Source organism: Curtobacterium sp. 18060 (assembly GCF_902706105.1).
Classification (GTDB): Bacteria; Actinomycetota; Actinomycetes; order Actinomycetales; family Microbacteriaceae; genus Curtobacterium.
In genome coordinates this window covers 56681-69143 of record NZ_CACSJV010000005.1, presented here as the reverse complement: position 1 = coordinate 69143, position 12463 = coordinate 56681, and the positions used below count along the sequence as shown (strand labels likewise).

Sequence of the window (12463 nt, the reverse complement as noted above, 5' to 3'; positions counted from 1 at the left end):
AGCAAGCGCGCGAATCTTGCATCTTCTCGCAAGGATCGTGCAAGTTGGTTACCGGCTTGTAACCGTTCGCTCCAGGGTTTGGAGGCTGCTGTCCACCTTGCCTACAGTGCAGATGTCAAACGCGCCCGGGTGACACCGCTGTGCCCTTGCGCGTCCCATGCACCAGGAGGAACCTTGATCAAGAAGCGCGCCGGGCTCACAGCCCTCGCCGTGCTCGGGGCCACAGCACTCGCCCTGACCGCCTGCTCCAGCAACAGCAACAGTGGGGGTGGCTCGGGCTCGTCCAACGCCTCCGGCATCGTCACGACCAACGGCAGCGAGCCGCAGAACCCGCTGATCCCGTCGAACACCACCGAGACCGGTGGCGGCAAGATCATCGACTCGCTCTTCGAGGGCCTCGTGTCCTACGACGCCGACGGCAAGTCCGTCAACGAGGTCGCGAAGAGCATCGACACCGATGACTCGAAGACCTTCGACATCAAGCTGAACACGAACTACACGTTCACGAACGGCGAGAAGGTCACCGCGGAGTCCTTCACTAAGGCCTGGAACTGGGCCGCGCAGAAGTCGAACGCCCAGGGCGCCAGCTACTTCTTCGAGAACATCGAGGGCTACGACGCCGACAAGGACTCGGAGCTCACGGGCCTCAAGGTCGTCGACGACGACGAGTTCACCGTCACGCTGAAGTCGGCCCAGTCGGACTTCCCGCTGTCGCTCGGCTACTCGGCGTTCGTGCCGCTGCCGTCCTCGTTCTACGACGACACCAAGGCGTTCGGTGAGAGCCCGATCGGCAACGGTCCGTACAAGCTCGACGGCAAGAAGGCCTGGACGCACAACCAGTCCATCAAGCTCGTCACCAACAAGGACTACGAGGGCAAGCGCAAGCCGAAGAACGGTGGTCTGACGATCACGTTCTACGCCTCGCAGGACACCGCGTACTCCGACGCGCAGGGCGGCAACCTCGACGTCCTCGACGCCGTGCCGGACGCAGCCTTCGCGACGTACAAGTCGGACTTCCCGGACTCGAACGTCAACCAGCCGGCCGCCATCTTCCAGGCGATCTACCTGCCGTACTACCTCGACCACTGGAAGGGCGAGGAAGGCACGCTGCGTCGTGAGGCCGTCTCGATGGCCATCAACCGCAAGCAGATCACCGACAAGATCTTCGACGGCACGCGCACCCCGGCGAAGGACTTCACGTCGCCGGTCATCGCGGGCTGGAACGACGACCTCGACGGCTCCGACGTCCTGGACTACAACGAGTCCGAGGCCAAGAAGCTGTGGGCCGAGGCCGACAAGATCTCGAAGTACGACGACACCCTCACCATCACGTACAACGCCGACGGTGGGCACGAGGCGTGGGTGACCGCGGTCACGAACTCGATCTCGAACACGCTCGGCATCAAGGCCGAGGGCAACGCGATCCCGACGTTCCAGGAGGCCCTTGACCTCCAGACGAACGACAAGCTCACGGGCGGCAGCCGCACCGGTTGGCAGGCCGACTACCCGTCGCTGTACAACTTCCTCGGCCCGACCATGGGTGAGGGCTCGTCGAACAACTACTCGCGGTACGACTCCAAGGAGTACAACGACCTGCTCGCCGAGGGCCGTTCGGCCGCCACGGTCGAAGAGGGCAACAAGTCCTTCGACCAGGCCCAGGAGCTCCTGTTCAAGGACCTCCCGGAGATCCCGCTCTGGTACTCGAACGTCACCGGTGTCTGGAACGCCGACAACGTGTCGAACGTGAAGTTCGGTTGGAACTCGGTGCCGCTGTACTACGACATCGAGGTCACGAAGTAACACCGCTCTCCTCGAGAGCACCGCGTGGGCAGGTATCCTGCCTCGCGACCACCGGACGGGGGTTCGGGGACCGCACAGGTCCCCGAACCCCCGTACCTCGGCGGCAACACCTTCCCCCACCACATCGGGCGCCGCCGCCCGAACCGGACATCCGTGCCGACCCTCGGAACGTCCACCCCTCACCACAATGAACCTGATCGACATCGCTCCGGACCGGGCAGGGATCTGATGCTCTGGTACCTCGGCAAGCGCCTCCTGCAACTCATCCCCGTGTTCTTCGGGGCCACGTTCCTCATCTACTTCATGGTGTTCTCGCTGCCCGGCGACCCGATCGCAGCACTGTTCGGCGACCGCCAGCCGTCGCCGCAGGTCATCGAGACGCTGCGCCAGCAGTACAACCTGGACAAGCCGTTCATCGTCCAGTACCTGCTCTGGATCGGCGGCGTGTTCCGCGGCGACCTCGGCGTGACCTACTCCGGTCTGCCGGTCAGCCAGCAGCTCGCCTCGGCGTTCCCGATCACCGCTCGCCTGGCGATCCTCGCGCTCGTGTTCGAGGCCGTCGCCGGCATCGTCGTCGGTGTCATCGCGGGTCTGCGCAAGGGCAAGCTGTTCGACGCCACCGCCCTGGTCGTGTCGCTCCTGCTCATCTCGGTGCCGACCTTCGTCGTCGGGTTCCTGCTGCAGTACGTGTTCGGCATCAAGCTCGGGTTGTTCCGGGTCACGGTGTCCGGAGAGGCCCCCTGGTCCGAGCTCGTCCTGCCCGCCATCGTGCTCGCGACGGTGTCGTTCGCCTACATCGTGCGCCTCACCCGCGCCAGCGTCGCCGAGAACACCACGGCGGACTTCGTGCGCACCGCGACCGCGAAGGGCCTGCCCCGTCGTCGTGTGGTCGGCGTGCACATCTTCCGGAACTCGCTCATCCCCGTGGTGACCTACCTGGGTGTCGACATCGGCAACCTGATGGTCGGCGCGATCGTCACCGAGGGCATCTTCAACATCAACGGTGTCGGCGGCACGGTGTTCCGCGCCGTCAAGCTCGGCGAGGGGCCGACGGTGGTCTCCTTCGTCGCCGTGATGGTCATCATCTTCATGCTCGCCAACCTCCTGGTGGACCTGCTCTACGCCGTCCTGGACCCGAGGATCCGCTATGCCAAGTAACGCCGCACCCCGTTCGGCGACGCACTTCGTCGCCCCGCTGGAGGAAACGCCCCTGCAGGCGATCGACCAGGTCAACGAGGACGAGAAGACCCGTTCCCTGTGGACCGACGCCTGGGAGTCCATGCGGACCCGTCCGACGTTCTGGATCTCCTCGATCCTGATCCTGCTGATCATCGTCGTCGCGGTCTTCCCCGGGCTCTTCGCCCACGTCGACCCGCGGGCGTCGAACCTCGACAACAGTGACGGCGGACCCGAGGCCGGGCACATCCTGGGCTTCACGCGCCAGGGCTCCGACGTCTACGCCCGCGTGATCTGGGGCGCCCAGAACTCGCTCATCGTCGGCATCGTCGCGACGGTCCTGGTGTCGCTGGTCGGCATCGTGATCGGCGCGCTGGCCGGTTTCTACGGCGGCTGGCTCGACACGATCGTGTCCCGCATCGGCGACATCTTCTTCTCGATCCCCACCGTCCTCGGTGCGATCGTGATCATGTCCGTCATCCCCGCGCGGAACGCGATCACCGTCGCGCTCGTGCTCGCCGCGTTCGCGTGGCCGCAGATCGCCCGCATCATGCGCGGTGCTGTCCTGAGCGCCAAGCAGGCCGACTACGTCATGGCGTCGGCGGCCCTCGGCGTCAGCCGGTTCAAGACGCTGCTGCGCCACGTCATCCCGAACTCGCTGGCTCCGGTCATCGTGGTCGCGACCGTCTCGCTCGGCTCCTTCATCGTGGCCGAGGCGACCCTGTCGTTCCTCGGCATCGGACTGCCGCCGTCGGCCCTCAGCTGGGGTCTCGACATCGGCACGGCGCAGACGTCGATCCGCACCAACCCGTCGACGATCTTCTGGCCGTCGGCCGCGCTGTCCATCACCGTGCTCGCGTTCCTGCTCCTCGGTGACGTGGTGCGCGACGCGCTCGACCCGAAGGCGAGGGCCCGCCGATGAGCGAGACGCTGACCAACCCCACCGGCCGACGCACCAACGCCGACGGCGCTCCGCTGCTCGAGATCCGCGACCTGCAGGTCGGCTTCAAGACGCAGTCCGGTCTCGTGCAGGCCGTGCGCAGTGTCGACCTCACCCTCGAGCAGGGCGAGCGTCTGGCCATCGTCGGCGAGTCCGGTTCCGGCAAGTCGACGAGCGCCCAGGCGATCATCAAGCTGCTGCCCGGCACCGGCCAGGTCACCGGCGGGTCGATCAAGTTCAACGGGCGCGAGCTCGTCGGGCTGAGCGACAAGGAGATGTCCGAGATCCGCGGGAAGGAGATCGGCTACGTCCCGCAGGACCCGATGTCGAACCTCAACCCGCTGTGGTCGATCGGTTTCCAGGTCGAGGAGGCGATCCGTGCGAACGGCATGGCCACCGGCAAGAAGGCCGTCCGCGACCGTGCGATCGAGGTCCTGAAGGAGGCCGGCCTCGGCGACGCCTCGACCCGCCTCAAGCAGTACCCGCACGAGTTCTCCGGCGGTATGCGACAGCGCGTGCTCATCGGCATCGGTTTGTCGAGCCGCCCGCAGCTGCTCATCGCCGACGAGCCGACGAGCGCGCTCGACGTCACGGTCCAGCGCGTCATCCTCGACCACCTCGAGAGCCTGACCCGCGACTTCGGCACCTCGGTGCTGTTCATCACGCACGACCTCGGCCTCGCCGCCGAGCGGGCCGAGAAGCTCGTCGTGATGTACAAGGGCCAGGTCGTCGAGGCCGGTCCCTCGAAGGAGATCCTGGCCAACCCGCAGCACCCGTACACGCAGCGCCTGGTCGCCGCGGCGCCCTCGCTCGCGAGCCGCCGCATCCAGTCGAAGGTGCAGCACGAGCGCATCGAGATCGCCGACGCCGGCAACGACGACGCCGAGCTCATCGCCCGGGCGCAGGAGCGCGAGCACCGTCCCGCCGAGGACCTCATCGTGGTGAAGAACCTCGAGAAGATCTACAAGCTGCGCGGCAAGAGCCTCGCCACCCGCGAGCTCAAGGCCGTCGACGACGTGTCGTTCGCGATCCCGAAGGGCACCACCACGGCGCTCGTCGGCGAGTCCGGTTCGGGCAAGTCGACCGTCGCCAAGCTGGTGCTGCAGCTCGAGAGCATCTCGAGCGGCACCGTGCAGTTCGACGGCATCGACATCGGCGCGCTGAAGGGCAAGGACCTCTTCGACTTCCGCCGCCGCGTGCAGCCGGTGTTCCAGGACCCGTACGGCTCGCTGGACCCGATGTACAACGTCGGGAACACGATCGCCGAGCCGCTCGCCACGCACAAGGTGGGCGACAAGGCGTCGCGTCGGGCCCGCGTGCTCGAGCTGCTCGACCAGGTCGCGCTGCCGAAGTCGATGGTCAACCGCTACCCGAACGAGCTCTCGGGCGGGCAGCGGCAGCGCATCGCCGTCGCCCGCGCGCTCGCGCTCAAGCCGGAGGTCATCGTCCTCGACGAGGCCGTCTCCGCGCTCGACGTGCTCGTGCAGGGGCAGATCCTCGACCTGCTGACGGAGCTGCAGACCGAACTCGGCCTGACCTACCTGTTCATCACGCACGACCTGGCGGTCGTCCGCCTGGTCGCGGACAACGTGTGCGTCATGCGCCAGGGCAAGATCGTCGAGAAGGCGACGACCGACGAGGTCTTCGCCGCCCCGAAGGAGCAGTACACGAAGGACCTCCTGGCTGCCATCCCCGGCGCCGGGTTCGAGTTCGGACGCTGATCCTGCTGGACACGAACGAGGCCGGACGTCCCGTCGTCCTCCGCGCTGGTCGCGGAGGCGCCGTGGCGGCCGGCCTCGTCGCCGTCCTGGGCCTCTTCCTGCTGGTCGACGCGGCCGTGCGCGGCAGCTGGATCGTGGTGCTCGACGCCGTCGGACCGATCGCCGTGCTCGTCTGGGTCCTGTGGGTGCTCACCTACCGCCCGTGCATCCGCATCGACGACACGGCCGTCACCGTCGTCAACCCGCTCCGCCGCACCGTGGTGCCGTGGCACGCGGTCGCCGACGTCAAGCTCCGCTGGCAGATCGTCATCGAGACGGTCGCCGGCCGTCGCGTGCAGTGCTGGGGCGGTCCGTCGCTGCCCCGGCCGAAGCCGGCCCGGCGCGGCGAGCGTGCCGTGCTGCGCCAGCCGGACGAGATGACCGTGCTGCTCGACCGGTGGGCTGAGCAGCGTGCCGTCGCCGGTGACGGCGACGCCGTGCGCGGCTGGGACGTGCCGGCCCTGGCGGTCGGCGCAGCGGCGCTGGCGTTGCTCGCCGCCTCGCTGCTCAGCCTGTGGCTGGGAGCCTGACGCGGCTCGCGATCGCGACCACGAGACGGACGGGAGGCCCGGCGCACGACGTGCGCCGGGCCTCCCGTCCGTCCTCTGGTCACGTCCACTGCCGCGCTTGGTGAGCAGAAATGGTCGGGTCCGCGAACGGGACCCGACCATTCCTGCTCACGATGTGGAGCGGTGAATGTGACCAGCGTCGTCAGACGACCGCGCCGACCCGCTCGGTGAGCAGGTGCTCCTGGTCGGTCTGGATGCACGCGACGCCGCGGCCGTGCACGTCCTGCAGGCGTGGGTCGACGGTGCGGCACTGTTCCTGCCGGCCCTCGTCGAGGAGCTGGTAGAGCGGGCAGCGGGTGCGGAACCGGCAGCCGTCGATGCGCTCGGTGGGGGAGGGCAGGTCGCCGTCGAGCAGGATCCGCCCGCGGGCGGCCTCGGCGGACGGGTCCGGCACCGGCACGGCCGACAGCAGGGCCCGCGTGTACGGGTGCTGCGGGTCGGAGAACACCTTGTCGCCGTCGCCGTACTCGACGATCCGGCCGAGGTACATGACCGCGACGTCGTCGGCGATGTGCCGGACGACGGACAGGTCGTGCGCGACGAACAGGTACGACAGGCCGAGGCGGTGCTTCAGGTCCTCGAGCAGGTTGATCACGCCGGCCTGCACCGAGACGTCGAGCGCCGAGACGGGCTCGTCGAGCACGAGGATCTTCGGTTCGACGATGAGCGCCCGGGCGATGCCGATGCGCTGCCGCTGGCCACCGGAGAACTCGTGCGGGTACCGGTCGATGTAGCTCGGCTCGAGCCCGACGAGCTCGAGGACCTCGCGGACCCGGCGGCGGATCTCGTCCTTCGCGACCCCGTGCACCGTCAGCGGTTCACCGATCACCGAACCGATGTCGAGCCGGGGGTCGATCGACGCCATCGGGTCCTGGAACACGACCTGGATGTCGCGGCGGATCGCCAGGCGGTCCTTCTTCGACAGCGACGCGGTGTCGACGCCGTTCACCCGGATGGTGCCCTGCTGGGCGCCGGCGAGCTCGAGGATCTCCATGATCGTGGTGGTCTTGCCGCAGCCGGACTCACCGACCAACCCGAGCACCTGCCCGCGCTTCAGCGTCAGGGAGATGCCGTCGACCGCGTGCACCTCGCCGATCTGCCGGCGGAAGAGCGCGCCCTTGGTGAGCGGGAACGTCTTGACGACGTCGGTGAGCTCGAGGACGACGTCGTCGCCGTGGTCGACCGCCGCCTCGGGGATGTCCTCGGGGCGGGGGAAGATCTCCGACCGCTCGAGGGTGCCCGCCGCGATCTCGTCGCGACGGATGCACGCGGCGGTGTGGTCGTCGAGCAGCGTGCCGTTGCCGATCGTCGGGACGGTCCCGGTCAGGACCGGGTTGTCGCCGCTCTGCGGGACGGTCGGCTCGACCAGCGCGGGCTCGCCGTCGCGGCAGGCGTCGATGACCGCCGGGCAGCGGTCGGCGAACGGGCAGCCGGTCGGCTTCTGCGTGAGCAGGGGCGGGCGGCCCTCGAGCGGGACGAGTCGTTCGGTGCGGGCCGCGGTCATGTTCGGCATCGAGCGGAGGAGCCCGATCGTGTACGGCATGACGGGCTCGCGGAAGAGCGGCTCGACCGGAGCCGTCTCGACGATGCGGCCCGCGTACATCACGGCGACGCGGTCCGCGTTGCCGGCGACGACACCGAGGTCGTGCGTGATGAGGACCACGGCGGCACCGGTCATGTCCTTCGCGGTCTGCAGCACGTCGAGGATCTGCGCCTGGATCGTGACGTCGAGCGCGGTGGTCGGCTCGTCGGCGATGATCAGCTTCGGGTCGTTCGCGATGGCGATGGCGATCATCGCGCGCTGCCGCATGCCGCCGGAGAACTCGTGCGGGAACGCGTCGAGCCGCCGAGCGGGGTTCGGGATGCCGACGACGCGCAGGAGCTCCTCGGCGCGGGTGCGGGCGGCGTGCTGGGTGAGGGAGCGGTCGTGCAGTCGCAGCCCCTCGATGATCTGCTGGCCGATCGTGTACACGGGCGTCAGGGCGGACAGCGGGTCCTGGAACACCATCGCGATGTCGCCGCCGCGCAGGCGGGACATCTCGCGGTCGTTCTTGCCCAAGAGCTCTTGGCCGTCGAAGCGGATGCTGCCCTCGACGTGGGCGGACGACGGGAGCAGACCCATCACGGCCATCGAGGACACCGACTTGCCGGAGCCGGACTCGCCGACGATCCCGAGGAACTCGCCGGGGGCCACCGTGTAGTCGACCCCGCGGACGGCGTAGACGGGCTTGGTCTTCGGGTTGAACGTGACCGACAGGTCGGACACGGTCAGCAGCGGCTCAGTCACGGTTGGCTCCGGAGGTGGGGTCGATGGCGTCGCGCAGGGCGTCGCCGAGCAGGCTGGTCGAGAGCACGGTCGCGACGAGGGTCGCGGCGGGCAGGACGAACAGCCACGGGCGGGTGACGGCGGACTGGCTGCCGGCGGCGAGCAGGGTGCCGAGCGAGACGTCGGGGATCTGGATGCCGAAACCGAAGAAGCTCAGCGAGCTCTCCGCCAGGATCGCGGCCCCGACGCCGAGCGTCGCGTCGATGATGAGCAGGGACGCCACGTTCGGCAGGATGTGCCGTCGGATGATCGTGAACGCCGGGACGCCCATGAAGCGGGCGGCCTTGACGTAGTCGCGTTCGCGCAGGGACATCGTCTGGCCGCGGATGACGCGGGCCATCACCATCCAGCTGAACACCGCGAGGCCGACGATGAGCGCCACCCACGTCAGGTTCTTGAACACCGGGCTGAGGAGCACGAGCGCGTAGAACGACGGGATCACGAGCAGCAGGTCGATGACCCACACGAGCACGCGGTCCACGGTACCGCCGAAGTAGCCGGCGATCGCACCGACGATGCCGGCGATCAGCGTGGCGGCCGGACCGGCGATGAGGCCGATGAGCAGCGACTTCTGCAGGCCGACGAGCGTCTGCGCGTAGATGTCCTGGCCGATGTCGTTCGTGCCGAACCAGTGGGCGGCGCTCGGCGGCATGCCGAACGCCAGACCGTCGGAGTCGACGGCGTTCCAGTGGTACAGGTGCGGGCCGACGAAGGCCCACAGCAGGATGAGCAGCAGGGCGCCGCCACCGATGCGGGCACGCCAGGTGCCGAACACCTTGCGCCAGAGCGGCGTGCGGCCGCCCTTGACCTCGATGACGTGCGCCGGGGTGCCGGCGTTGCCGTCACCGGGGTCACCGGCAGTGGTCGTGGTCGTGGGGTCGAGAACAGACACGGGTCACACCCTCACTCGCGGGTCGAGCGCGGCGTAGAGCAGGTCCGCGAGGGTTCCTGCGATGAGCACGAGGATCGCCGTGAAGAGGATCGTGCCCGAGGCCGCGTTGATGTCGTTGTTGGTGATGCCCTGGACGAAGTACTCGCCCATGCCGTGCCAGCTGAAGACCAGCTCGGTGATGCTCGCGCCGGTCAGGATCAGCCCGAACGAGTACGCGAAGAACGTCGACATCGGGATGAGGGCGACGCGGACGCCGTGGCGCATGATGGCCGATCCACGCGTCCGGCCCTTCGACCGCGCGGTGCGGATGAAGTCGTTCGACAGCACGTCGAGCATCGCGGAGCGCTGGTACCGCGAGTACGTGGCGACGGCGCCGACGGTCAGCGAGATCGTGGGTAACAACAGGTGGATCAGTCGGTCGCCGAGCACCGGGAAGAACCCGTTCACCCCCGGCGTGTACTCACCCGTGAACCGGATCACCTGGGTGCCGAGCCCCTGGTTCATCGCGGTCGCGAGGATCATCAGGACGACCGCGATGACGAAGGTCGGGGTGGCGAGCACGGCGAACGACAGGTACGTCGAGACCTGGTCCGACGCGCGGTACTGGCGGACGGCGTTCCACACGCCGAGCAGCACCCCGAGGATCGCGCCGAGCAGGGTGCCGATGACCAGCAAGCGCAGGCTCGTACCGGAGCGGGCGACGATGTCGGCCGTGACCTCGGTGCCGCGGGTGCTCATGCCGAGCGACCCGTGCGTGACGAGGTTCGACCACCAGGTCCACGTCCGGACGATGAGCGGGGTGTCCGGATCGGCACCGAGCTTCCGCAGGGACGCGTCGATCGTGCCCTGCGGCACGGCCGGGTTGCGGCCCAGGAACCGGGCAGCCGGGTTGAGCGTGCTGCTGGCGAGGATGTAACCGAGGGTCGTCGCGACGATCGTCAGGACGATGTAGTTGACGATCCGCTTTGCGATGAAGGCAAGCATGTACTGGGACCTCGTGGGGTGCGGCCGTCCGTCCGGACGGCGTTGTCGGTGGCGACAGGTTAGCCGCTCGCGACGGAGGGGTGGGACTTCCGTTGTGACGCTATGCAACATTCGTTACGAGCATGTTTCGATTCCCCACATCAACCCTTGTGGAGCCTTCGGATGTGACTAGGGTTCTCAACCAACAGGCGTGGCGGCGGGGGTCGCCGCGTTCCAGCGCGAACTGCGCGAACCACAACGAAAGGGAATCCTCGCCATGCGAAAGAGGATCAAGGGCATCGCCGTGCTGGCCACCGCTGCGGCTGCGGCCGTCGTGCTGGCCGGCTGCTCCGGCGGTGGACAGGCGGGCAACAGCAGCTCCGCAGTCGCCGAGTCGACGCTGAAGTCGACCGGCTGGACCGTCGCGGACCGCGCGGACGTCAAGGACGGCGGGTCGATCACCCTGCCGATCGACACCGCACCGGCGAACTTCCAGATCAGCAACCTCGACTCCGGGACCGTCGACGACAACACGATCTCCGGTGCGTACCTGCCGGGCTTCATCCAGTTCAAGGAGAACGGCGAGTGGGAGGCGAACAAGGACTACGCGACCTCGGTCGAGCTGACCAAGGACTCGCCCCAGACCGTCGAGATCAAGATCAACCCGAAGGCCGTGTGGTCTGACGGCACCCCGATCAGCGCGAAGGACGTCATCGCCAACTGGAAGGCGTTGAACGGCACGAACAAGGCCTTCGCGCCCCTCGCCACCAACGTGTGGGAGGACGTCGACTCGGTCAAGCAGGGCTCGGACGAGCGGGACGTCATCATGACGTTCTCGAAGACGAACGCCGATTGGGCGAGCGTCCTGACCGCGATCTACCCGTACTGGGCCGTCGACACCCCCGAGCACTTCAACACCGCCTGGGCCAAGGGTCCGTACGCCGCTGACGGCAAGACCTACGTCTCCGGTGGCCCGTACATCGTGAAGTCCTTCGACGCCAACGGCGGCGTGCTCACGTTCGAGAAGAACTCGAAGTGGTGGGGTGACGAGGGCAAGCTCGACACCATCGTCTTCAAGACGGTCTCGCGTGACGGTGTCGCGCAGGCGTACGGCAACAAGGAACTCGACGCGTTCAACCTGAACGGCAGCGCCGACAACCTCAAGACGGCGAACTCGCGCTCCGACTCGAAGATCGAGCGCTCGCTCGGCACCACGCAGCGGCAGATCACGCTGAACGGCACCTCGGACGTCTTCAAGGACCAGGACGTGCGCCAGGCGTTCGCGCAGGCCATCAACCGCAAGGTCCTCGCCCAGGCGATCCTGTCGCCGGTGAAGAGCCCGGGTGACGTGCTCAACAACCTCGTCTACCTGCCGGGTCAGCAGGGGTACGAGGACGACGTCTCGTCGGTCTACGGCTACAGCACGGACAAGGCGAAGTCGAAGCTCGAGGACGCTGGCTGGAAGGTCGGTTCGGACGGCTACGCGACCAAGGGCGGCAAGGAACTCGACGTCCGCTTCGTGATCCCGTCGGACAACCCGAACTCGGCGAACGTCGCGCAGCTCGTGCAGCAGCAGACGAAGCTCGCCGGCTTCAAGGTCACGATCGACACCGTGCCCTCGGACGACTTCTTCACGAAGTACATCACCACCGACGGCCGTGACTTCGACGCCACGTACTTCGCGTGGCAGGGCACGCCGTTCCCGATCTCGTCGCTCAAGTCGATCTACTACCCCGCCGACGCCGGCCAGAACTACACCGGCGTGACGGACGACTCGCTCGGCGCGGCATGGGACAAGGCGAACGGCGAGCTCGACCCGGATGCCCGCATCAAGGACGCGCAGGCGATCGACAAGAAGATCGTCGCCGTCGCCGGCACCATCCCGCTGTTCGCCGAGCCGTACGCCTGGGGGGTGCGCAAGGACCTCGTGAACTACGGGCCCGCGCAGTTCCAGCAGTCCTCGGTCAAGTGGCAGGACGTGGGCTACTCCAAGTAGTCCCGCGGTCGCACGACCCGCAACGACACCCTCGACGTCGC

At 67.8% G+C, this 12463-nt stretch carries 9 protein-coding genes; 6 read left to right on the top strand and 3 right to left on the bottom strand.

What is annotated here, in order from left to right:
* The first annotated feature begins 174 nt into the window (after nt 1-174).
* The 5 genes from GVL05_RS04340 to GVL05_RS04320 all read left to right on the top strand — a co-directional run bounded on the left by GVL05_RS04340 (nt 175) and on the right by GVL05_RS04320 (nt 6206).
* On the top strand, nt 175-1800 hold the full coding sequence (locus GVL05_RS04340; RefSeq protein WP_159571606.1) for an ABC transporter substrate-binding protein: 1626 nt from the start codon (nt 175-177) through the stop codon (nt 1798-1800).
* Nucleotides 1801-2028: 228 nt separating this feature from the next.
* Complete coding sequence (locus GVL05_RS04335; protein ID WP_123938970.1) at nt 2029-2958, top strand: ABC transporter permease; 930 nt, start codon at nt 2029-2031, stop codon at nt 2956-2958.
* A complete protein-coding gene (locus GVL05_RS04330) occupies nt 2948-3898 on the top strand; it encodes an ABC transporter permease (protein WP_123938969.1) in 951 nt (316 codons plus the stop codon). The genes GVL05_RS04335 and GVL05_RS04330 overlap by 11 nt, the downstream gene beginning before the upstream one ends.
* Entirely contained in the window at nt 3895-5637 is a 1743-nt protein-coding gene (locus tag GVL05_RS04325) for an ABC transporter ATP-binding protein (protein ID WP_131878322.1), read from the top strand. Before GVL05_RS04330 ends, GVL05_RS04325 begins: the two co-directional genes overlap by 4 nt.
* Nucleotides 5638-5699: 62 nt before the next feature.
* Entirely contained in the window at nt 5700-6206 is a 507-nt protein-coding gene (locus GVL05_RS04320) for a PH domain-containing protein (RefSeq protein ID WP_133936894.1), read from the top strand.
* Between the two features lie 181 nt (nt 6207-6387).
* On the opposite strand, the gene GVL05_RS04315 is transcribed toward GVL05_RS04320, so the two are convergent.
* The 3 genes from GVL05_RS04315 to GVL05_RS04305 are packed head-to-tail and all read right to left on the bottom strand — an operon-like array spanning nt 6388 to nt 10447.
* Complete coding sequence (locus tag GVL05_RS04315; RefSeq protein ID WP_123294114.1) at nt 6388-8532, bottom strand: dipeptide ABC transporter ATP-binding protein; 2145 nt, start codon at nt 8530-8532, stop codon at nt 6388-6390.
* Nucleotides 8525-9463 (bottom strand): ABC transporter permease, encoded by a 939-nt coding sequence (locus GVL05_RS04310; RefSeq protein WP_123340697.1) that lies wholly within the window; start codon nt 9461-9463, stop codon nt 8525-8527. The genes GVL05_RS04315 and GVL05_RS04310 overlap by 8 nt, the downstream gene beginning before the upstream one ends.
* A gap of 3 nt (nt 9464-9466) precedes the next feature.
* Nucleotides 9467-10447: an ABC transporter permease gene (locus GVL05_RS04305; RefSeq protein WP_159571603.1), complete on the bottom strand. Its 981-nt coding sequence runs from the start codon at nt 10445-10447 to the stop codon at nt 9467-9469.
* Between the two features lie 256 nt (nt 10448-10703).
* On the opposite strand from GVL05_RS04305, the gene GVL05_RS04300 reads away from it, so the two are divergent.
* Entirely contained in the window at nt 10704-12422 is a 1719-nt protein-coding gene (locus tag GVL05_RS04300) for an ABC transporter family substrate-binding protein (protein WP_159571600.1), read from the top strand.
* The last annotated feature ends 41 nt before the right edge of the window (nt 12423-12463 follow it).